17 protein-coding genes are annotated in these 21,612 nt (G+C 50.2%); 7 read left to right on the top strand and 10 right to left on the bottom strand.

Annotated elements, in window-relative coordinates; all coding sequences use genetic code 11:
• Positions 1-63: 63 nt before the first annotated feature.
• The 5 genes from VNQ80_RS16185 to VNQ80_RS16165 form a co-directional block, all read right to left on the bottom strand.
• Complete coding sequence (locus VNQ80_RS16185; protein WP_325640543.1) at positions 64-2,532, bottom strand: ABC transporter permease; 2,469 nt, start codon at positions 2,530-2,532, stop codon at positions 64-66.
• A 131-nt stretch (positions 2,533-2,663) separates the two neighbouring features.
• The gene (locus VNQ80_RS16180) at positions 2,664-5,075 is read right to left on the bottom strand and encodes an FtsX-like permease family protein (RefSeq protein ID WP_325640540.1); all 2,412 of its coding nucleotides are present in this window, start codon (positions 5,073-5,075) and stop codon (positions 2,664-2,666) included.
• A gap of 370 nt (positions 5,076-5,445) precedes the next feature.
• On the bottom strand, positions 5,446-7,812 hold the full coding sequence (locus tag VNQ80_RS16175; protein WP_325640538.1) for an ABC transporter permease: 2,367 nt from the start codon (positions 7,810-7,812) through the stop codon (positions 5,446-5,448).
• Positions 7,813-7,893: 81 nt separating this feature from the next.
• Positions 7,894-10,317 (bottom strand): ABC transporter permease, encoded by a 2,424-nt coding sequence (locus VNQ80_RS16170; RefSeq protein WP_325640535.1) that lies wholly within the window; start codon positions 10,315-10,317, stop codon positions 7,894-7,896.
• A 258-nt stretch (positions 10,318-10,575) separates the two neighbouring features.
• Positions 10,576-11,391 carry an SGNH/GDSL hydrolase family protein gene (locus VNQ80_RS16165; RefSeq protein WP_325640533.1) on the bottom strand — a complete coding sequence of 272 codons (816 nt, stop codon included), beginning with the start codon at positions 11,389-11,391 and terminating at the stop codon, positions 10,576-10,578.
• Positions 11,392-11,597: 206 nt separating this feature from the next.
• Between VNQ80_RS16165 and VNQ80_RS16160 the strand changes: the two genes are divergently transcribed.
• Positions 11,598-12,362 (top strand): DUF4197 domain-containing protein, encoded by a 765-nt coding sequence (locus tag VNQ80_RS16160; RefSeq protein WP_325640531.1) that lies wholly within the window; start codon positions 11,598-11,600, stop codon positions 12,360-12,362.
• An 11-nt stretch (positions 12,363-12,373) separates the two neighbouring features.
• Positions 12,374-13,537 (top strand): FAD-dependent monooxygenase, encoded by a 1,164-nt coding sequence (locus VNQ80_RS16155; protein WP_325640529.1) that lies wholly within the window; start codon positions 12,374-12,376, stop codon positions 13,535-13,537.
• 9 nt (positions 13,538-13,546) lie between these two features.
• Here the strand turns inward: VNQ80_RS16155 and lgt are convergent, their stop codons facing one another.
• The 3 genes from lgt to VNQ80_RS16140 are packed head-to-tail and all read right to left on the bottom strand — an operon-like array spanning position 13,547 to position 14,971.
• On the bottom strand, positions 13,547-14,419 hold the full coding sequence (lgt, locus tag VNQ80_RS16150; RefSeq protein ID WP_325640527.1) for a prolipoprotein diacylglyceryl transferase: 873 nt from the start codon (positions 14,417-14,419) through the stop codon (positions 13,547-13,549).
• A gap of 52 nt (positions 14,420-14,471) precedes the next feature.
• Entirely contained in the window at positions 14,472-14,732 is a 261-nt protein-coding gene (locus VNQ80_RS16145; protein ID WP_325640525.1) for a DUF6929 family protein, read from the bottom strand.
• Entirely contained in the window at positions 14,729-14,971 is a 243-nt protein-coding gene (locus VNQ80_RS16140; RefSeq protein ID WP_325640523.1) for a helix-turn-helix transcriptional regulator, read from the bottom strand. Before VNQ80_RS16140 ends, VNQ80_RS16145 begins: the two co-directional genes overlap by 4 nt.
• Positions 14,972-15,091: 120 nt before the next feature.
• Here VNQ80_RS16140 and VNQ80_RS16135 point away from each other — a divergent pair, with 120 nt between their 5' ends.
• From VNQ80_RS16135 to VNQ80_RS20970, 3 genes are all read left to right on the top strand, one after another.
• Complete coding sequence (locus VNQ80_RS16135) at positions 15,092-16,864, top strand: HEPN domain-containing protein (RefSeq protein WP_325640521.1); 1,773 nt, start codon at positions 15,092-15,094, stop codon at positions 16,862-16,864.
• Between the two features lie 192 nt (positions 16,865-17,056).
• Positions 17,057-17,200 carry a hypothetical protein gene (locus tag VNQ80_RS16130; RefSeq protein ID WP_325640519.1) on the top strand — a complete coding sequence of 48 codons (144 nt, stop codon included), beginning with the start codon at positions 17,057-17,059 and terminating at the stop codon, positions 17,198-17,200.
• Between the two features lie 148 nt (positions 17,201-17,348).
• On the top strand, positions 17,349-17,921 hold the full coding sequence (locus tag VNQ80_RS20970; protein ID WP_414693006.1) for a type II toxin-antitoxin system VapC family toxin: 573 nt from the start codon (positions 17,349-17,351) through the stop codon (positions 17,919-17,921).
• Here VNQ80_RS20970 and VNQ80_RS16125 read toward each other — a convergent pair.
• Positions 17,895-18,827, bottom strand: coding sequence for a hypothetical protein (locus tag VNQ80_RS16125; protein ID WP_325640517.1), 933 nt, complete (start codon positions 18,825-18,827; stop codon positions 17,895-17,897). The two genes, VNQ80_RS20970 and VNQ80_RS16125, sit on opposite strands and share 27 nt — an antisense overlap.
• A 64-nt stretch (positions 18,828-18,891) precedes the next feature.
• On the bottom strand, positions 18,892-19,506 hold the full coding sequence (locus VNQ80_RS16120; protein ID WP_325640515.1) for a hypothetical protein: 615 nt from the start codon (positions 19,504-19,506) through the stop codon (positions 18,892-18,894).
• Between the two features lie 77 nt (positions 19,507-19,583).
• On the opposite strand from VNQ80_RS16120, the gene VNQ80_RS16115 reads away from it, so the two are divergent.
• Together VNQ80_RS16115 and VNQ80_RS16110 are read left to right on the top strand one after the other, a co-directional pair.
• Entirely contained in the window at positions 19,584-20,153 is a 570-nt protein-coding gene (locus VNQ80_RS16115) for a PhnA domain-containing protein (protein ID WP_325640513.1), read from the top strand.
• A 124-nt stretch (positions 20,154-20,277) separates the two neighbouring features.
• Entirely contained in the window at positions 20,278-21,612 is a 1,335-nt protein-coding gene (locus tag VNQ80_RS16110) for a cytochrome ubiquinol oxidase subunit I (RefSeq protein WP_325640511.1), read from the top strand.

Here is a 21,612-nt window from a genome sequence, read left to right as displayed (position 1 = left end):
TAAACATCAGATATTCGCCAAGAGACCGTTGCATCTTTAATCCTTGCTCTTTGCTCCAATATATCATTCATCCCGAAGCGACTCCACCGGATTCGCCACCGCGGCGCGTATGGCCTGCCAGCTCACGGTGAGCAGTGCGATGACAACCGCCGCCAGTCCCGCCATGACGAACATCCACCATTGGATATCGATGCGGTAAGCGAAATCTTCCAACCATTTGGTCATCGCCCACCACGCGATGGGTGAGGCGATGACAATGGCCAAACACACTAATTTTACAAAGTCTTTGGACAGCAGGGCCACGATGCCTGAAATGGAAGCACCTAATACTTTCCGGATGCCGATTTCCTTAGTGCGCTGGAAAGCAATGAGGGTGGCTAAACCGAACAACCCGAGGCAACTGATCAGGATGGTAATGGTGGTGGCCAGATTAATCAATCGGCCAACCTGCCTCTCCTGTCGATACATGGCCTCCAGCGTTTCGTCGTAAAAACGAAATTGATAGCCATCGGCGGGATAAAATCGTGCCCATTTCTGGCCAATGGCTTTCAAGGTTGCTTGCCAACGATCGGGGTCCCTACTGTCCAGCTTGATGTTGAATGAAGAGAGGTTCGCTTTGTAGCTCGATAGGATTGTCGATGTAATGGGAGTATAAAAATCCTGCGTATGGAAATCCTTGACGACGCCGACAATGGGATGTTTGGTATTGCCGCGTTGGCCGATAAACTGCCCAATGGCTTCCTGCGGAGTAGCGAAGCCAAATGCTTCGGCAGCCGTTTCGTTGATGATAAACTCGGAGATGGTATCGGAAGCATGGATATTCCGACCTGCCAATAATTCCATTTTATATAACCCCAGGTACGCGGTATCGATGGTTTTCTTGAAGCCGGTGATTTCTATAGGGTCCTTCCCGTCCGGCACATAGCCGAACGGACTTGACGAATAGCCGGACGACAAGGGCGCCGTTCCCATGGCTACGTTGGCAACTCCCGGAAGCGTGCGGATTTCGGTCAGCAGTGTGAATTGCTTGCCTTCGTAATGTGGGTCATTCGTGTATTTCCAGGGCACATCCACCAGTACCGTGGCGTCTTTGTCAAAACCCATGTCGGCTTTAAGGGTATGGCGCAGTTGGGTGCTTACGATAATCGTGCAGATGATAAACACCAATGCAATGGTAAACTGGAAGACAATCAGCACTTTCTGCAAGCTAAACCCGCGTATGGGCGTCTGGTTGTCAAACCATTTCTTGAACACATTAACTGTTTTTACCCGGGTAATCAGCCAACTTGGATAGCCGCCCGCGGCGAGTGTGACGAGTACAATGAGGGCAAGTATAAACCCGATAAGCTCGTAACCATTGCCCTGTGGCGTGATACCCGCGGGGATAATGTCTTCCAGTAGCCAAAAGCCTAAGCGGGTAAAGGCAAATGCCAGCGCCGATGCCATGAGGGTAACGGCCAGCGTTTCGCTGAGGAACTGGCTAATCAGCTGCCAGTGGCCGCCACCGAGCGTTTTACGCACGCCGATTTCCTTGCCCCGTTGCGGAATTTGGGCTACACTCATGTTGATGTAGTTGATGCAGGCAAGGAGCAACAGGAAAATCCCTATCCCGATAAGCCCGTACATTACCGGTTTACTAGTTTTGGTTACATTATATTCCGACACGTGTGTGGCGAAGTGGACATCCCTGATGGGAAGGAGCTCATAGGTCCGGCTGCGCGGGGGAGCATCCGTTTTTCCCTGGTTCTGTTGCTCTTCCGCAAGTGCTGCCCAATGGCGCGCGTCCAGTTCGTTGATTTGCTGCCGTTTGGCATCCACATTTGCCCCTTTGCCGAATTGTAGATACAATCGATCGGTGCCGTTGGTGTTCGTCCATTGATACGTTTCGTAAGCTATTCTCGGCAGTACGACAAACTCCTGTCCGGCAAATTCGGAAGGCGTGTCATAATCGGCAACGATGCCTGTTACGGTACGGGTTACCGTATCCTGTCCGTAGTAGGTGATGGTTTTATTCAACATGGCCTCCGGCTTGGTGTCCGGAAAGTATAGGTTTGCACGGCTTTCGGTCAGCACCACGCTTTCGGGGACGTCGAGGGCATTATGCTTGTCGCCTGCCAACCACCGATAGGGAAGCATTTGAAAGTAGGCGGTGTTCGTGGCTATAATGCCTTCGGGCTCTTCCTTCACAAAAGGAGGTTGGTTTTGCCGCCTGATTTCGACGTGGTAGACCCACTGGCGGAAAGCGGGCACCACGTGCTCCACTCCGGTTATTTCGTCTTCGATTCCTTGGTACAACGGTGCCGACGCCCCCCCGATGGCGCGTTGTTCGCCGTCCCTGTCGAACGTACTGATGACCTTGAATATGCGATCGCTATTGGGCAAGCCGGCATCGTAGCTGAATTCGTGGTCAACAATCCGGAAGATGATCCAGCAGGCGCTGATGCCGATAGCCAAGCCGAGGATGTTGAGTCCGGTAAATAGGCGATTGCGCCATAAGTGGCGAAGGGTGGTTTTTATGTAGTTTTTCAGCATATCGTTTGTTTTTATTGGTGCTTCAGCTATCCTCCCTTCGGTCGGATGGTTTTATCATTTTTAAACACTAGATATAAGATATGGGATTACCACGTCCTTGTTCCTTGCTCTTATCATCCTTATTCCGTTCATCACTCAGCCCTCAAACTATTCACCGGATTGGCCGATGCGGCCCGGATGGCCTGTCCACTTATGGTGAGCAGCGCTATCACTACGGCCACTAATCCCGCCAACGCAAACATCCACCATTGGATTTCGATGCGATAAGCAAAATCTTCCAACCACAAGTTCATCGCCCACCACGCAATAGGTGTGGCTACGATTAGGGCGAAGGTGACCAGCTTTATGTAATCTGAAACGAATAGCCGCACAATGCTACCAACTGAAGCCCCTAGCACCTTACGGACTCCGATTTCTTTCACACGCTGCGCTGTGGAATGTACAACGAGGCCAAGAAGGCCGAGAACAGCAAGGAATAGCGTCAGTGCGGTGAAAAGCTTAAATAAGATGGCTTGCTGGGCTTCTTTTTCATATTGGGATTTCACCATATCGTCGAGCCACTGCAATTGGAGTGGTTTTTCGTCGTGGAAATGTTTCCAAAGTTGGTTAACACTGCGCATGACCTGTGATTCATACCCCGGCATCACTTTGATGAGGACACAAGGATATTGGATGTCTTCGCTTACGTGGATCATGGTTGGTTTTATTGGATTGTGTAGCGAGACACTATGGAAATCACTTACAATACCGATAGGTGTGCCAATAAATGACGGAACAAATGTATCTAGGGAGGTGATGTCGAACAGGCTAGCGGTACTGGCCATAAGAATCACTTTAGCGTGGTTCCTGTACTGCCTTCGGGTGTCTTTATCCTCCGAAAACAGCATATCACGCGTTAAGCCGATAGTTGCTTCTCGTTGATCAAACAAGCGCCCCTCTTCGACGCGCAATCCGAGCAACGTCGGTAAATCCCTGTCGCCAAAGATGATGTTTACCTGTACGTGTTCATAGGGCCGTTTTGGATGGGTGAGATTTAATGATATACCTCCCGTACCCTGAGTTGGTAACCACTCCGAGAGGCTCACGTGTGCTACGCCGGGAAGCTTGGCGATTTCTTGTTTCAGAATACCGCCTTTCCCGCCGGCAGAAAAGCTGTTGATGGTCAGTATGTGGTCGGTATTGTAACCCAGATCTTTGTTGGCCATGAACTGCATCTGCCTCCACACGGTAATCATACCAATAAGCACGAGCAAAGCAAAGCTAAATTGAGTGGCGACCAACACTTTCCGTACAGTGGAAATGCTGACAATCGTATCCGGTGCAAAGCGATTACGCAACGCCGAGGTGGTTTTGAACCCAGATAACACGATGGCGGGGTAGATACTCGTTAAAACTGCAATAAGCAAGACGGCTACGGTACCCGCTGCGAACAAGGGTAAGTTGGTCATGAAATCGACGGCAAGCCCGTGAGTGAGGAAACGTTCTAATGGTGCCAATGCTAACCCATATAGTGCAAAAGCCAACAGTGCAGACGTGCTGAAGAACAGCAAGCTTTCCGTAAGAACCTGGCGAATGAGCTGCCTCCTTGTCGCGCCCAACACCTTACGGACACCCGTTTCGCGAAATCTGCGGATAATACGTGCCGTATTTAGATTTACAAAATTGATACAGGCGATGGCCAGGAGCAGAACGGCTACTACCGAAAAGATATAGATGTTGCTCCAGCTACCTTTGACCTCCTGGTAGGCAAATTCCGAATTGAGGTATATATCCGTGATGGGTTGAAACTCATATAATGGAGGATTTTTTAGAGCGAGTTCCGAAGCATCTGCAAGGAAATTTCGGTACCAGCGATTTGCTTTCGTGGTAAAAACGGCCATATCCGTATTGGGCTTCATGAGCACCAGCTGTTCTTCGTGGTTACCCCATCCTTCGCGGCTGAGTGCCTCGCTTGCTGGTTGGGTAATCTCTAGCCCGTCAGCTCGTAGATACGTATTGGTTGGCAAATCGGCCATGACTCCAGTAATAAGGAAAGGTTTGGCTTCGTCGTCATAAGTGGATACACTATAGATGGTTTTTCCTATTGGGTTTTCGTCGACGAAGTGTGTTTTTCGGAAACGCTCGGAAATAATGAGGTTATTTATACCGGGGGTGTATTGCCGCGGGCTTCCGGCCAAAATAGCAAAGTCGAGCATTCCCCAAATATTGGTGTCTGCAACGATGACATCCATCGTGATTGCTTCTTCATCAGCTTTAGTCTTGCGGAAGTCATATTGCCATTTCTGTACGGCTGCTGCCCGTGATATTTCAGGCAGGTTGTTCGCCATCTCAATGCCCAGGTTGGAGTAGGCTACTTCCGATTTTCCTTCCAAGCCTGCGGTGGTATCGACGGTAACGATGCGGTACAGCGCGTCCCGATGTGTCCAGAATCTATCATACGATATGTCGTCCAGCACGACAGTAGCCATTAACATGCAAGCACAGAGTCCTACCGTCAGACCGACTACGTTGATGATGGCATAGGTTTTATCCTTAACTATCATGCGCCACGCGGTTTTAAAATAAATTTCAGTCATTTTTATATTTATGAACTTGTGAACATTTGAATTCGTGTTGTATCTTACTAATATTTTGTCTAGACTTTTATTTAATCTATTCGTGAATCGATTTGCCCATTCCACGGGCTATCACCTTACGCACGCTAACATCCAATTATTCATCACTCAACGAATCCACCGGATTGGCGATTGCTGCGCGGATAGCCTGCCACTTACCGCGCTGAGTACTCTTTATTTTTCCAAAGGTTACACCATATTAATGTTGAAATAGCTCTTTATCATTTTCTTTGCATTTATTCGGCAGTTGAACTACCTATGGTGTTTGCCACACAGGCTTTTATCATTAGGTGGTTAATCACTCATTTCTTAAACTCTCGGTCGGGTTTGTCAGGGCAGCTTTGATGGCCTGCGAACTCACCGTAAATAATGCAATCGTCAATGCCCCGATGCCCGCCAGTGCAAACACCCACCAATGCAGGTCGGTGCGGTACTCGTAATTGTCAAGCCAATCGTACATAATCCACCAAGCGATGGGGAACGCCACGAGGCAGGACACCAGTACGAGAATCACAAACTCCCGGTTTAGCAAGCCGACGAGCGTTGCTATCGAAGCCCCCAACACCTTGCGGATGCCCATCTCTTTTGTCCGACGCTCGGCAGTGAATGCTGCGAGGCCAAACAGCCCGAGGCACGAAATGACAATAGACAGTACGGCGAACACACCGGCCAGTTTTTGAATCAGTATTTCGGATTTGAATTTCTCGTCGAATTTCTCGTCGAGAAAAGTATATTCAAATGGATATTCGGGGTTGTTGGCTTTCATTACAGACGTTATATGCGATACGGCCTTAGGGATATCAGCTCCTGCACGGATTTTGATGTTTACAAAACCGCTACCCCACGTAAGTGGATGTAAAAACAAGGGTTCCGATGGTGCATAAACGTTGTTGTACACAAAATCCTGCACTATACCTATAACGGTATAATCCCAATCGTTCCAACGGATGGTCTGTCCGGCCACTTTGCCGTCCGGTTTGATCAACTTGGCAAATGCTTCGTTGATGATGACGCTATTTCCGTCGCCCAATAGTCTATCCCTGAAGTTGCGCCCGTCTGTCAACTGCATGCCCAAGGCAGGGATAAAGCCTGCATCGGCTTGCAGAACACCTATAGTCACTTGCTTGTTCGGGTCTTTCCCTTGCCAACCGACTGCCCATGTACTCTCCCTTGGCGATAGTACCCCAGCGTTACTGAGCCCTACTTCTTCAATTACACCTGTTTCTTTCAGTTGCTCCTTGATGGCGTCAACATGCGCTAATATATTACCGCGTATCGGGGTAAGGAGCACTTGGCTTGATTCGAAACCCTTGTCACGTCCTTTAACATAACTGATTTGCTGGAATATAATTATGGTACAAACAATAAGCGTGATGGAGGCGGTATATTGCAGCACCACTAATCCCTGGCGGATAAACCTTCCTGAGAAAACTTTTTGTTTTGTGCTTTTTAGCGTGGATATCGGATTGAACGAAGAAAGATAAAATGCTGGGTAGATTCCCGAAAGCAGTCCACAAACCAGCACAACATTACCTAGGAAAATGAGGTGCGTGACTTTAAGTGGGGTTATCGACAGTTCCTTTTCGATCAAGCTATTGAACCCTCCGATAACAAGATAAACAAGCACAACCGCGAATACGGCCGAGATTGCAGCCAAGACCAAGGATTCGCTTAAAAATTGACCAATAAGCGATGTCCGTGTAGCACCTACGACTTTACGCATGCCTACTTCTTTGGCCCGTTTTTCCGAACGGGCGGTGGCAAGGTTCATAAAATTGATGCAGGCAATGACCAACACCACCCAAGCAATGACACTAAACAATCGTACGTATTTTATACGGCCTTCCTGTTCATTGCCGTTGCTGTCAGCGCTATTGTACAACCGCCAACGCGCCATGGGATATAGGAATTGGTTTGCAGTCCGTTGATGGTCTCCCAACTTGAGGTTGACAAAGTTACGGAGTTGCCCGTCGACCACCGCTAGGTCGGCTGATGGATTCAATTGCACAAAGGTCATTAGCGAGAAGTTGTTCCACTGCCGCACCATCTGTTGGTTTGCGTTCTCGTATGTTTCAAAAGGGATGAGCCAGTCGAATTGATAAGTGCTGTTTTTGGGCAGGTCTTTGACCACGCCAGAGATCAAGAAGCTTTCCTTGTCGTCGAGCCTGACTGTCTTGCCAAGTGCAGATTCATTTCCGAAAAGGCGTGCCGCGGCAGATTGGGTAATTACTAAGTCATTAGGCGCATCCATGGCTGTTTTGCTGTCACCTTCTACGAATTGCAACGAGAATATATCCATGAAATCCGGCTCGGCGAAATAACCATCTTGATAGATGCGGCTGTCGTCCACCGCAAACAGGGAGGTGGTTTTCCACGATACTCGAGCCGCGTAATTAATGTCAGGTATTTCGTCTTTGATCGCCGGGCCGAAAAGACCGGGAACGGCATCAAATACTTTCGTGACCCCATCAAGGGTCTGCTTTGATTTGACTATATATATGTTTTCTTTTCCCGGAAAATCGTCATAACCCATTTCATCCTCCACCCACAGGAATATAAGCGCTGCCGCGGTGATGCCCACGGTAAGGCCAAAGATATTCAGGAAGTTGTGCCCCCTGGTTTTCCAGAGGCTGCGGAATGTTATTTTGAGATAGTTCGTTAACATTTCTTTAGCTGTAGTATAAAGTACTTAGTCGTTAGCCTAACCCGTCTTTGCTCCTTCCTTTTTTCATCCTTATTCCATTGATTACTCATCCCTCAAGCTATTCACCGGATTGGCTACCGCCGCCCGGATTGCTTGCCAGCTTACGGTGATCAGTGCAATGGCAACGGCTGCCGCCCCTGCTACCCCAAACATCCACCACTGAATGTCGATGCGGTAAGCAAAATCTTCCAACCATTTGGTCATCGCCCACCAGGCTATCGGCGAAGCGACCACGACAGCAACCATTACCAACTTTACGAAGTCTTTGGACAGCAAGGCCACGATGCCGGATACGGTTGCCCCCAGCACTTTGCGAATACCGATTTCCTTGGTGCGCTGGAATGCGGTGAGCGTAGCCAGGCCGAACAGGCCGAGGCAGCTTACCAGGATGGTTACGCCGGTGGCCAATCCAATGAGTTTGGCCATCCGGTATTCCGATTCGTACAAGCCCTTTATACGCTCATCATTAGACCGGTATTCAAAAGGCGCATTTGGGTAAATGGCTTTCCATTCCTGTTCCATCGCCGCAAGGGCTTTTTTCCATTGTTTCCGGTCGGTCGGCAGTTTGATGTTGAAGGTTTGTAGATAGTTCCTTTGGTTGGTCGTTCCCAATGCAAGGGGTTCGATTACTACATGCAGGTCTTTCTGGTGAAAATCGGCAATAACCCCCACAATGGGATATCGATTACTGCTGCCCCCCATAGTAACAAGCTGACCGATAGCAGCCTGTGGCGTCTTAAAGCCGAAAGCCTTGCGTGCGGCATCATTGATGATGACATCGCGGAGGGTATCGGTCTGCTGGATGTTGGTGCCTGCCAGCAATTTGATTTGATAAAGGTCGAGGTAATCCGCGTCGATGTATTTCCGGGGCATATTTACCCGCACGTCACCGCTATCGGTCGTGATGCGGAGATCCGTACCCCAGTGGTTATTGTTGAGCGGTTCATGGCCCAGCGCAACGCCCGTAATTTCAGGATGCTGTGCCAGTGCCTGTTTGTAGAGAAATGGGTCGATATCGGCCCCTTGATCTGAGCGGTAGGGTGTGCCGATGTTGACTACCGCATCGTGGGTAAAGCCAAGGTCTTTATCCAGCGTGTAGTTGAGCTGCTGCCCGATGATAAGTGCGCTGACGATAAACACCTGCGCGATGATGAACTGGAAAACTATGAGGGCCTTTCTTAGGTTCAGCCGGGCACCGACGATCATTTTTTCGCCCTGCCCTTTCAATACCTGTACCGTTCGCACCTTGGTGGCGAGCCAGGCGGGGTAGATGCCGGCCGACAGCGCGATGACGATGAGCAGCGACGTGAGGAAAAGTGTTAGTCCCAGCGGGTTTTTAAATGCCTTGAGGCCTTCCGGAATAAATTCGGGAAATATCGCCATGAATAGGCCGGCCATCGGTATAGCCAGCAGGAGCGCCATCACGGCAACGGCCAACGTCTCTACGAGAAAGCTACCGATTAGCGTCAGTGGGGTACCGCCGAGTGTTTTGCGAACGCCTATTTCTTTAGCACGCTGCGGCACCTGTGCGGTACTGAGGTTGATATAGTTGATGCAGGCCAGTATGAGTAGGAAAAAACCGATGCCGACCAGGCCGTATAGCACATGCATACTGGCCGACCGCGAGCCGGCGGCGTATTCGGGCGCGAAGTGCTTCTCTGCGAGTGGCAAAGCTTCGAACCAAGCTTCAAATCCATACTCCTTTTGCAGTTCGGCAGTGAATGCCAACCGTTTTTCGGTAGCGAAATCCACGATTGGTTGGATAGGTGTGCCTTCCGCGACTTTTACGAAAACGAGATGTGCTGAATTTGAGCCGCCCCAGGTATCAGCCGTCCATTCGGAGGCCGGTACGGCTATAAACTCTTTTTCTCCAAAGCTGCTGGGGTAGTTGAGGTCGGCGATCACCCCGGTTACGGTCCGTGCTACCGTGTCGTACATTAAGGTCTTACCAAGTATATCTTCGGGTTTGAAGCCTGGGAAGTAATCCGCAGCACGCGATTCCGTAAGCACCACCTTGTCTGGTGCGTCGAGGGAAGTTTGTTTGTTGCCGGCTAGCCACCGGTGTGGGACGAGGTCGAAATAGGCAGGTCTCGTTGCCACAACCTGTGGAGCTTCTATTTTCCGCTCCGGCTGGTTGCCTGTAGCGGGTATTGTAAGCGTTTCCGTATACTGATTATATAGGGGTACCACAAGTTCCAAGCCTGCAATCCCTTCGGATAGTGAAGGAGCTAGTGGAAGAGGTACACCGCCGAAACCGCTTTCCTGTCCCCCCTCTTTATAACGCCCCACAATTTGATAGATACGCTCGGCATCCGGGTGTGCTTTGTCAAAGCTCAACTCGTAATCAACAATGCTGTAAACCACCCAGCATGCGCTGATGCCAATAGCAAGTCCAAGCACGTTTAGTGCCGTGAAGAGGCGGTTGCGCCAGAGGTGGCGGAGGGTGGTTTTTATGGTGCTTCGCATGTTTATCTTTTGGACTTCGGCCTAATGGCATGGAGCCCTGTTGTTGTAGAAAAAAAGATGCAGATTTAACGCCAAAAAGACAATACACTGATAATGAGCATAATGTGGATATGCTCTGCGGTGGATGTGTTCGATATCGAACACTTGCTGTTCACTAGCGGACAGTTTAACGGATGTACAAAATCATCCAAGAGCAAACAACTCGTTCAGTGCCTCGGTCATGCTAGGATGGCTGGGGGTGTCGTCGTTGAATGTTTGTCAAAAATGTTTTGAGAGTTCGTTGGCTATTACGCGATAACCTTTATCCGAGGGGTGTAGTCCATCGTATGTCATGTCGATGGCTGTTTGCGGATAGGGATATTCGTCCCTCTCGGGGTTGAAGGGCGCTTGTATATACGTAGGATATCGGTATTTACGATACTCATCGCTCCCCGGCTTTTTCAGCCATTTGAATTTTACTAGTTTTTCGAGCTTCAGCTTTGGATGGTGGTACAGGTCGACTACCTCGAATCCGGCCGCCTGGCCAATTGCCCGGATCGTATCGGCGAATTGCTCCAGCGTCTGACCACTCCGATTCGGTTTGTATGAACCCCAAGCGTTGTTTTTATAATCGTTGATATACACAAAGTCGGCCCGTTGCATGGGGGTGATGAGGATGATGGGCGCATCTGGATTCAGCTGCTTGAGTTTATCGGTGATGATACGGAAGGCACCGCTGGTGGTACCGGCGCCGGTGTTGTTCCGGTAGTCGGTCAACGAGCCAAGGGGCAGTCCGGCCCACCAATCGTTCGTACCCAAGAATACCGTATAATAGTCGGCCTTTACCAGCCCGAGGTCCTCGATCTGTTCGGCAATCCGTACCGCGGTCCAGCCGTTATGCCCTTGGTTGATGTAGCGGAGGCCGGGGCGTTCTTCGGTAACAAGCGTCATGTACCCTTTGGTGATGCGGTAATCCGTTTCGCCGGTGTGTTCGTTAAGGTACGTAATGGAATCGCCGAGGGCGAGCCAGGTTTGCTGCGGTTGTCCGAAGGAGCAGCAGAGAAGGAAAAGGGACAAAAAGAAAGAACTTTTCATAGAGCCAATTGAAACTGGTTTATAAATCGTACGGATTGATAAGCTTCAAGGCTTTACCAAAGATGTTTTGTTTTCTGGTACCTTAATGATGAATGTATCCATAGTAGCAAATTTAATGAAAGAAACGTTGTTTCCAAAAGTTCTTGGTCGGAATGGTTCGTCCACGTTGTGTACCTTTGCCACAGAAATAATAAAATAAACAGAGGATGACGATTAAGAAAATTCTATTAGTGGTGTTGCTCATGGGAGCTACGGGATATACGTCGGTACAGGCACAGGGCCTATTCGATCGGTTGAAAAAAGCGGTGGAGGGTGAGCAGGGAGCGGATGGCGACGGTAAAAAGAAGAACATCGACCTGACAGGATTATCCACCGGGGAGGTGTCGGGCGCATTGAAGGAAGCACTGAACATCGGTGTAAAAGAAGGTATTACGAAGCTGGGCGCCGAAGACGGGTTTTTCAAGAATGAGCTGGTGAAAATACTCCTTCCGAAGGAGCTGAGAAAGGTCGACGCCGCGTTGCGTGGTGTTGGGCTGGGCAACCTGGCAGACCAGGGACTGCTGCTGCTCAACAGGGCGGCAGAGGATGCCGTACAGGAGGGAGTGCCTATTTTCGCAAACGCCATTACGTCCATGACGTTTGACGATGCCAAAGCGATACTGCTGGGCGACAGCGTAGCGGCGACTAACTATCTGAAGGGTAAGACATCCGAAAAGTTATTTACGGCCTTTAAGCCGAAAGTGGAAGGTTCGCTGGGTAAGGTGGGTGCCGACCGCGTATGGGAGCAGATCATTAGTAAATACAACGGCTTGATGAACCAGTCGATTGATACCGACCTGAACAGCTATGTGACCAACGAAACGATATCCGGGGTTTTCAAAATGGTGGCAGAAAAGGAAAGCGCCATCCGCGACAACCCAGTTTTCCGGACCACCTCGCTGCTGAAGAAGGTATTCGGTGCGGCTGACTAACCAGTGAGCACGTGGAGACGGTGGAATATGCCATTATCGGAGGCGGCGTTGCGGGGCTTTCCGCGGCCATCGGGTTGTCTGCTTTGGGCAAGGAGGTACGTGTATTTGAGCAGGCACCTCTGCTAAAAGGTGCCGGGGCCGGATTTGGCCTAGCCGCAAATGCCATGCAGGCCTTTGCCTACCTGGGCCTTCGTGAGGAGGTAGAACAGATTGGATTTTATACCGACAGCTATACGATACTGGATCAGCGCGGCCGTACATTAATCGCCCCCGACACGCAAAAAATAAGTTCGCGTTACCAGCAATTGAATTTTTCGGTACACCGCGCCGACCTCCACCAGCTGCTGCTTGGCAGGGTAGCCGATATAGTTGTGCTGGGAAAACGCTTGAAACAGTTTGAGGAAACGGGCACCGCTATTGAACTGGCCTTTGAAGACGGGGAGCGTGCCCGGTGCCGCTACCTGATAGTGGCCGATGGTGTGCATTCGGCGGCACGGCAGCAGTTGCTGCCAAACGCTTCACCCCGCTACGCGGGGTATACCTGTTGGCGGGCCACAATTTCCAATCAATCCATCGGACTGCTCAAGGGATCTGAAACGTGGGGAAGGAATGGCCGTTTCGGGATGACCCCGTTGGTAGGCGACCGCATCTACTGGTATGCATGCATTAACGCGACGCCCGCAAATCCGGTCTACCGCGGTTACACCGTTAGTGATTTGGTCAGCCGATTCGGTGATTACCATGCACCGATACCGGAACTCCTAGCCGCCACGGGCGATGAGGACCTTTTATGGAACGACATCATCGATATCAAACCCCTCGGCCATTTTGCTTATGGCCGTATACTCCTTATCGGCGATGCCGCCCATGCGACTACGCCGAATATGGGGCAGGGGGCATGCCAGGCACTCGAAGACGTCGTGGTATTATGCGACGAGGTGTCCCGCCGGACGAACGTCGAGGAGGCCTTCCTACGTTTCGAAAAGCGACGGCTGGCGCGGACTCGTTATATTACGGAAACGTCGTGGTGGATAGGCAAATCGGCACAGCTTGCGCACCCTTGGCTGATTGGCTTTCGGAATACGCTATTGCGCCACATGCCGGCTGCATGGGCTCAGGCGAGCCTGAGAAAATTGCTCGACGTGGATTTTATGTCGGCGAGCGATAGGAAGTAGTGCTCGCGGCTAATTGTCAACGATTGCGGCCGACTGGTCTGGAACACTGGTATTATCTGCTTCTTTGTTTTTGCACAGCTCCCGGATGGTCAAGTAAAGCCCGACAGCAATGAACGGGAGGCTTAAGAGCTGCCCCATGTTCAATAACATGCCGTTTTCGAACCCCACCTGGTCTTCTTTTACAAATTCAATGAGGAACCGCATGGCGCACATCAGGAAGATGGACAGCCCAAAGTAAAATCCGTGCCCGATTTTGTGGATATTTTTGCGGTAAAGCAGGGCCACCAGCAGGAATATGGAAAAGTAGGCCATTGATTCGTAAAGCTGTGCCGGGTGGCGCGGGATGCCGTCGATGTTCCGGAAGATGAACGCCCACGGCATATCCGTGGGGTGTCCAATCATCTCCGAATTCATCAGGTTCGCCAGGCGGATGAAGCCGCAGGCGAGCGGGGTGGCGATGCCGACCATATCAAGCACGCGGATAAATGTGACCTTGTATTTCCTAGCGTAAAGCAATAAAGCGGTAATCAGCCCGATGGCACCCCCGTGGCTCGCAAGGCCCTGATAGCCCACAAAGCGGTAATCGCCGTTGGCGTCTTGCTGTATCGGAAGAACGGCTTCCAGCGGATGCTGCGTGTAATACGCGAAATCATAAAACAGGCAGTGCCCCAACCGTGCACCTACAAATATGCCCACAAAGCCATAGACGATGAGGTTGTCGTATGCCGATTCGCTCAGCTGCTCACGGCCGTAGATCCGCTTTAGCAGCAGGATGCTCAGTAGGATACCTGTCCCGAACAGCAGACCGTAGTACCTTAGCGGGAAACCCCACAATTGGAAAATTTCAGGATTCACATCCCAGTTGACGTAGGCTAACAGCATGGACAAATGTAGCTATTTATGTAATTTAATGAGCTTGTGCACCGACATTCCTTCACTTTGGTACGGCCAACTTATAAATCGTCGATTCGGCGCTACCGTCGTCGGGGTCCTCGCAGAGCAAAAAAGATATAGTTTCGGCGCTTTCGGCAAATAGCGCGATTCCTTCAAACTTATGAGTGCCGGAAATCTGGATCCAATCCAACAGTTCCATTTCCGGGAACGAGAGCCGACCCAATATACTGGCCGTAAGCAATGTTTTTTGCGGGGCGTCATCATCAATCGGGCACATCACTTCAAGTATAAAATCGTTCATGCGGCAGGTGTTTTACCGCCACCCTGCTCCTTGAGCTTCAGGTGGCCGCAAAGCGCATGCAATAGATCGCACGGTCCCATATCAATAGCCTTGGCAATGAGGTAAAGTTCATCGGCCCGCAGCTTGGCTGTGGGGGTCAATGTCAGCTCATTTATCCGCGCTTTACTCAGTCCCGTACGTCGGGCTACCATCGATTTGTTGACCGACCGCTTTGCCAGGATCTCGCCCAAAGATGTCATATTCCTAATCGTTTGTTCCGGTAAACATACGGATTGTATAGAAAATCTTAACAAAAATTTGTCTTATTAAAATAATGTCTTTACGTTTGTATTGAAAATCTATACAAATAATAAACTATTATGAAAGAAGTATTCAACCAACAACTTGTCGAGCGGCTGACCCAGCGCATGGATTTGCACCGTATTTTCCTGTTTTCTTACCCCTATCTGGAAGAAGAACGGCCACATTTGCTGCTGGTCGTCAACCCGGTTAAAGGGTTAGCGCCAAAAACGATGGCACCGCTGGTATCGCTGTGTTTTTCGGATACTGAACCGCTTCCTTTTGATATCATTCTTGCTGGCGAATGGCAGAACCAGTTGAAACAGGGAAGCCTGTATTACACATATGCGTCGTTGCCACAGCATGAGCTGTATGCCGGGTCAAAAAAGGGAAATCCGTTGCTTTCCCACAAAACCATTGGAGGACTGCTGGAGTTGGCGGAACTTAATTACGACAAATGCCGCAAGGGGTCGGACGAATTCCGGGAGGGCGTAGAAAATTTTCTTGCTAAGGGCGACTACGCGCAGGCGACGTTCATGTTGCACCAGTTTCTGGAACTCAGATTGAAAGGCTTTCGGACCACGGTGGGAATCAATGGAGGCAAGGGCCATAATGTAGAGCATCTGATGAAAACCCTTCGCGGGATATTGCCGCAGCTGCAAGCGATTTTCCCGTATGATAGCCCATCGGTGGATTTGTTCCGTCTGCTGGATCAAAGCTATACGAAAGCGAAGAAACAAGAATCCATTGAAATCGGGGAGGACGAGTTTGGTATCCTGCTGGACAAATGCGAGCAAGCTAAGGCGGCGATGGATGAGATGGTTGGCTCGATGGTTGCACGGGTAAAGGCTTACCGTGAGCAATTGCCGAAGGAAGAGGCAAAGTTGATTGAACCAGCCGCGACAAAGCCTGCAAAAGAGCCGATGGCTGGCCTAGCCCCGGCTACCCAAGTGGTCTGTGAGGACTTTAGCAACTTTCCGTGGCCGAACCGGTATAAGCGGGATGTCAACAAACTGCTCGATAAAATACGCCAGAACCACAATCCTGAGCAGGTTTTGCTGCTGAACTACCATACCGGCGGCTTCTCGGGCAATTACCTGTTCCGGCCGGAAGAGGGGGAAGATGGCGAAGGAGGCTCGAAAGTGGAACTCTACCTCGTGGTGTTGATGAACAACAAGGGTCCCTTCCATTTCCGGACCATGCAGGTGGGAGTCGCGAGCGCCATAGTGGTTTACCTGAACACGAAAACCGTCCAAAAGAATCTAGCGGAAGGGAACCGCTTCTTTCATACGCTGTGGACCAAAGGCCGGATCTTGCGCAGGAAAGCGACCTTCGAGCCTTCCTTTGAAGTGAGAGATGTGGATTGGAGAGCCGAGTATGAGCGTGTCGAAAAAACGTGGCGGAATGCCAAGACTTGCATGGACAACTTAAACGCCCTCATTCAGGATGCACCGGCATTGAAGCTGGATACCTGCTTCCTGTTGCTGCGGAACCTGCTGGAAATGGGGGTCAGCACCTATCTGCGGTGTGCCGTGGGGTTTGAACCCTATGGGGTGGATTTAGCGGAATTAATTGATTGGAGTGGGGTAACGGGCCGGAAACTCTTGGACTTTGTGTACCTGACGAGCAGTATGGAAACGGCACGCATGCAATTGATACTAAGCCCGCATACGGTGTGGTGGCAAAACGTGGAGATCGGCCTGTCAAACATTTCGCAACCGTTTTATAAAGACCGGGCCGCGGAAATCGTACAATTCTTTGAAGGGATGTTGGATGAGGTGGTGAAGGAGTTGGAGGGGAAAGTTGAGAAGGAGGAGAAACCCGATATAATAATCAACAAAGTATCCGAATAGAAAAGTTCCGACAACAAATGATTAAAAAATGGAATTTCAGTGGCGTTTCTAATCGGAATCTAATTTTTATTTGCCAAACCAAGCGTATATGAATGACCAATTATCTACCGAGAAACTAACCATAGATAAACAACAAGAAGTATTGTGCAAGCCATTGACCGTTGTTGCCGCATTGGTTAGGACAAGCATGTGATGGCTTATCGGACGATTTGTAAAGACAGTATTGAGGAGAAAATCCTGGACATGCAGGCTGGTAAGAAGAAGCTGGCGGACTCCCTTGCGGAAATTGACAAACAGTTAGCCGAATTACCTAACGAATGGCAACGGGATATTTGATTGATACCTCTGTGATCATCAAATACCTCAATGGAACGTTTCCCGAAACGGCATTGGTGTTTTAGATGACGTTGTCGACGATGATGGCAGTATTTCTTTTATTTCAGAAGTCGAACTTCAGGCATAGGCACCCTCAAATCCCAACGACCTGCTAATTTACCAGCAATTTGTATTTAATTCTACCGTAATCGGTTTAGACAATAACATCGTCAACGAAACAATTAGGATTCGAAAAATCCATAAAATCAAATTACCAGATGCACTTATTGCCGCCACGGCAGTTGTCAATGACTTGACATTGATTGCGGACAATGAAAAGGACTTCCTCAAGGTTTCAGGACTTAAATGTAATCAATCCAAAGAATCGCTGACTCGTAATCCAAGTCACGACATCAGCAGTTTCGGGAGTATGAACTGCCTTGTAATACCACTCGTATTCACATTCGGTCGAAATTGCTTCGATACTTGTTCGACACTTGTTTGCCAACGGTTCGAGACTGCTTCGCTATGCCTGCACCCTGTGAGCACGGTGAGTCCACGTCGAGTCCACGTTTCATGTGGTAGAACGTGCTATCACTGTAGAGGTATGGCGGCTATAATGTGCTGGCATGGCGAATCTATCTCGAAGGAATTGCGAACTAGTGTCGAAGTTGAAAGTTGCCGTTACTCCTTATCATTACATCGCGTAGCGTCGTTATTCAAGAATACCGTCATCCAATGACAAGCCATAATTCTGAAAATCGGGCCATAATTCGACTTCCTGGTACAATGCTGCCGATTCGATTTCTATATCCGGATAGGCCGCGTTGATGTGGAATGTTAAATCTTTGAAAACCTTGATGTGGCGATCGAAATAGTCGATAGGCGTTTCGGCATGGATAGCGCTCATCCGTTTTTCTGCCATTGCCGGGCTGCTTTGTTTACCACTGCTGAATTCCTGCAGGGTGTTCTTTGCCCATGCGCTGTTTGCGTAGACGCCCAAGGAAAGGGAGTTTCCTTCGCCGTCAAAATGCAGGGTTAGCTGCTGTTCGCCGTCTGTGCTGAAGACCAGTTCATACGTCCCGGATTGCTTCAATGCGGATTCCGAAAGTTTCTCCCCTTTTTCAAAGTCTACCTTTCCAAAAACAAAAAAACGCTGCTCCTTATTCCGATGTAAGACGAGGATGTCATCCAGATCAAAATCTGCAAACGTTTTGACTTCTTCCCGGATCGTTTTTCGTGTTGCTTCTGGTACGAGTGGGTCAAACTTAACCGCCGGAACAGCATGTCCTAGCCTCGATACCAGGAACGGGTCGACCACATGGATGGTTAACGAAACTTCCTTTCCAGTTATTTCGTCTGTCACGCTCAACACGGAGCTCCCTTTTTTCAGACCTTTCACCGTAAGCTGGCCAGCGGGCCAAGGAGTACCGTCGGCTACAGCTTCAATAATCGTTTCATCGCCGGCAAGCAATTGGTATCTTTTGTTGCCCTGCATGATGTAAAGCGAGGTCTGGCTACCCGCTCCCACATAATAAGTGTCGGAAGGGAAAACTAAATCAGCGATTTCTGCTGGCTGTTCTTTTTTGCTGCAAGATAGGGCTAGTAAGCCCAAAAAGAAGGAAATGTAGCGAGGTATATTCATCATGTTGGGGCAAAGTTATGATTTTAGACAATATTCGAGCAGGTCCGTTAGCGAAAGAAGAGCATGGTCAATCAATCGCTTCAATTAGCCGGATACTGATACCCGAAAAGCAATCGTCCATGCAATTGTTGGGCACGAAGCCGGCGGAAGAAATCAGGCCGTTGTTTTTCGCCTCGAAATAGACTTCCGCATCCGAGCGCTTTTTCAGCCAGAAAGACCTGGCTTTTTCATAGATGTCGTCCAGGGTCTGTATGGTACTGGCAGGAGATATCTCGTGCAGTCCGAGTTCACCTTCGTGCTCTGTCCACCGGAGTGATTCGAGAAGCGAGTGTCCTTCCTGCTCTTCGAACTCGTCGGCGGTAAAGCCAAAACTGTCCAAAAGATCGGCCATCGAAGCCGACTCCCAGCCGCCGTCGGGCATGGGGTTATTATTGAAGACGATGTATTGGAAGTCTCGTTGCACAACCTTCCCCTCCCGGACGGTAATCGTGGTGCGCCAGGACGATCCGGCCCAGGTAGCGCCGGAGACTTCATAGCGATAGCTGTCGCCGCTGGCCGCTTTAAAATCCAACCACGTGTGGTAACTCCGCTCAAAGGTGCTTTCGTGTTCGATGTCGCTTTTTTCGCACGCACCAAAGAGCAGGGTAGCCAAAAGAGTAAAGAGGGAATAGCTTGTTTTCATAACATTGTCAGTTTTTAAGCTAAACGCTGCAAAGAGGCTTTTCGCTACACATCGGAATCATTGTTATCTTTGCGGCCATGAACGATAAACTGTTGGCCCGAAGCGGTGGCAAGTGTGAACTCTGTGGTAAAGAAGCGGAAGTGGTGGTATATCACGTGCCACCGGATAACCACTCGGAAAATGAAGTGGTGGTATGCCAGTCGTTACTTGCGCAGATCGAGGGTCGCGAGCCGGTAAACCCCGACGAATGGCGATTCCTTCCGGATACGATGTGGAGCGAGGTCCCTGCTGTGCAGGTGCTGGCTTGGCGGATGCTTAACCGCCTGAAGGGCGAAAGTTGGGCCGCGGATGCGCTGGATATCCTCTACCTCGATGAGGAGACGTCGGCGTGGGCAGAAGCTGTGGCGGCACCCGAAGAACCGGGTGAAGCCGTCATCCACAAAGACGCGTTCGGCAATGTACTGCAGAACGGTGACTCGGTGGTATTAACCAAAACGCTGGATGTGAAAGGCAGCACTATCAGTGCCAAATTGGGTACCGTAGTTAGGAATATTCGCCTGGTCGAAGACAATGCCGAACAGATCGAGGGCAGGGTTGAAGGACAACAGATCGTGATCCTAACCAAGTACCTCAAAAAACAAAGTTAACAAGCAGGGGATATTAATTTTTAGAACGTTTTTAAATTAATCATTTGCTTGCATAGCCTATTAGAAGGTCGCAGCGGATAGCTGTTATTTCCGTAGCTTTGGGGAGACAAATCGCAGTATCGGCATGGATGATTTTCTCGCGGCCCGTTCACAGATGGCCATGTCCCTGGGTTTCCACATCATTTTTGCCTGTATCGGCATGGTGATGCCGTTTTTCATGTCCATTTCGCATTTCATTTACCTGAAAACGGGAAATGTGTTGTACAAAGGGCTTACCAAAGCTTGGAGCCGCGGGGTAGCCATTTTTTTTGCCACAGGAGCAGTATCGGGAACGATGCTCTCTTTTGAGCTTGGGCTGCTGTGGCCGACCTTCATGGAACATGCCGGACCGATTTTCGGCATGCCATTTTCGTTGGAGGGCACCGCGTTTTTCATCGAGGCCATTGCGCTCGGGTTTTTCCTGTATGGCTGGGGGCGGTTCAACCGGTGGTTCCACTGGGCGACCGGTGTGGTGGTGGGCCTGAGTGGTATCGCTTCCGGTATCCTGGTGGTGGCCGCGAATGCGTGGATGAACAGTCCGGCAGGTTTCGACTATGTCGACGGGCAATACCTCAACATCGATCCCATCGCTGCGATGTTTAACGACGCGTGGTTTTCACAGGCGTTGCATATGGTACTGGCCGCTTTTGTCGCCACGGGTTTTGCCGTTGCCGGCGTACACGCGCTGATGCTGTTGAAAGGGAAAAATACATCGTTCCATCATGCGGCGTTCCGCATTGCGGCACTCTCGGCGTGTATAGCGGCATTATTGCAGCCGGTCAGCGGAGATATTTCGGCGAAAGACGTAGCCAAGCGGCAGCCGGTGAAACTGGCAGCCATGGAGGCGCATTTTGATACCGAGCCACGGGCACCGTTTATCGTGGGGGGTATCCCCGATGAGGAGAACGATACGGTGCGATATGCATTGAAAATACCGGGACTGCTGAGTTTTCTTGCCCATGGTGATGTGGACAAGCCGGTGATGGGACTCAAGGATGTTCCGCGCGAGAATCGGCCACCGGTGGCCGTAACGCACTATGCGTTTCAGCTCATGATTGGGTTGGGGATGTTGCTGGCGGCGCTGGCGGTTGTCTACCTGTATGGGTTGATCCGCAAGCGGCCCTGGTTGTCCAGCCGTTGGCTACTGCGGCTGTTTGTGGTGGCCATTCCGATGGGGTACATCGCCTTGGAGGCAGGGTGGACCGTCACCGAGGTGGGCCGGCAGCCGTGGATTATCCATGAGGTGATGCGTACGGCCGACGCCGTGACGCCCATGCCCGGGATCGTCTATTCGTTCTACCTGTTTACGGCGATTTTCATATCGCTTTCGCTGATTGTGATATTCTTGCTGTATCGGCAGATCAAGATGGTGGGCAGATTATACGATCCGACAGACCCCGAATACCAAAAGAATCCATAA

This window comes from Parapedobacter sp., assembly GCF_035556095.1.
Taxonomy (GTDB): domain Bacteria; phylum Bacteroidota; class Bacteroidia; order Sphingobacteriales; family Sphingobacteriaceae; genus Parapedobacter.
This window is presented reverse-complemented; position numbering and strand designations above follow the sequence as displayed.

What these genes read in the sequence shown, in the direction of transcription:
- VNQ80_RS16185 (WP_325640543.1), bottom strand. Translation starts at nt 2,532, where the DNA reads ATGCTGAAAAACTACATAAAAACCACCCTTCGCCACTTATGGCGCAAT.
- VNQ80_RS16180 (WP_325640540.1), bottom strand. Translation starts at nt 5,075, where the DNA reads ATGATAGTTAAGGATAAAACCTATGCCATCATCAACGTAGTCGGTCTG.
- VNQ80_RS16175 (WP_325640538.1), bottom strand. Translation starts at nt 7,812, where the DNA reads ATGTTAACGAACTATCTCAAAATAACATTCCGCAGCCTCTGGAAAACC.
- VNQ80_RS16170 (WP_325640535.1), bottom strand. Translation starts at nt 10,317, where the DNA reads ATGCGAAGCACCATAAAAACCACCCTCCGCCACCTCTGGCGCAACCGC.
- VNQ80_RS16165 (WP_325640533.1), bottom strand. Translation starts at nt 11,391, where the DNA reads ATGAAAAGTTCTTTCTTTTTGTCCCTTTTCCTTCTCTGCTGCTCCTTC.
- VNQ80_RS16160 (WP_325640531.1), top strand. Translation starts at nt 11,598, where the DNA reads ATGACGATTAAGAAAATTCTATTAGTGGTGTTGCTCATGGGAGCTACG.
- lgt (WP_325640527.1), bottom strand. Translation starts at nt 14,419, where the DNA reads ATGCTGTTAGCCTACGTCAACTGGGATGTGAATCCTGAAATTTTCCAA.
- VNQ80_RS16145 (WP_325640525.1), bottom strand. Translation starts at nt 14,732, where the DNA reads ATGAACGATTTTATACTTGAAGTGATGTGCCCGATTGATGATGACGCC.
- VNQ80_RS16140 (WP_325640523.1), bottom strand. Translation starts at nt 14,971, where the DNA reads ATGACATCTTTGGGCGAGATCCTGGCAAAGCGGTCGGTCAACAAATCG.
- VNQ80_RS16135 (WP_325640521.1), top strand. Translation starts at nt 15,092, where the DNA reads ATGAAAGAAGTATTCAACCAACAACTTGTCGAGCGGCTGACCCAGCGC.
- VNQ80_RS16130 (WP_325640519.1), top strand. Translation starts at nt 17,057, where the DNA reads ATGGCTTATCGGACGATTTGTAAAGACAGTATTGAGGAGAAAATCCTG.
- VNQ80_RS16125 (WP_325640517.1), bottom strand. Translation starts at nt 18,827, where the DNA reads ATGATGAATATACCTCGCTACATTTCCTTCTTTTTGGGCTTACTAGCC.
- VNQ80_RS16120 (WP_325640515.1), bottom strand. Translation starts at nt 19,506, where the DNA reads ATGAAAACAAGCTATTCCCTCTTTACTCTTTTGGCTACCCTGCTCTTT.
- VNQ80_RS16115 (WP_325640513.1), top strand. Translation starts at nt 19,584, where the DNA reads ATGAACGATAAACTGTTGGCCCGAAGCGGTGGCAAGTGTGAACTCTGT.
- VNQ80_RS16110 (WP_325640511.1), top strand. Translation starts at nt 20,278, where the DNA reads ATGGATGATTTTCTCGCGGCCCGTTCACAGATGGCCATGTCCCTGGGT.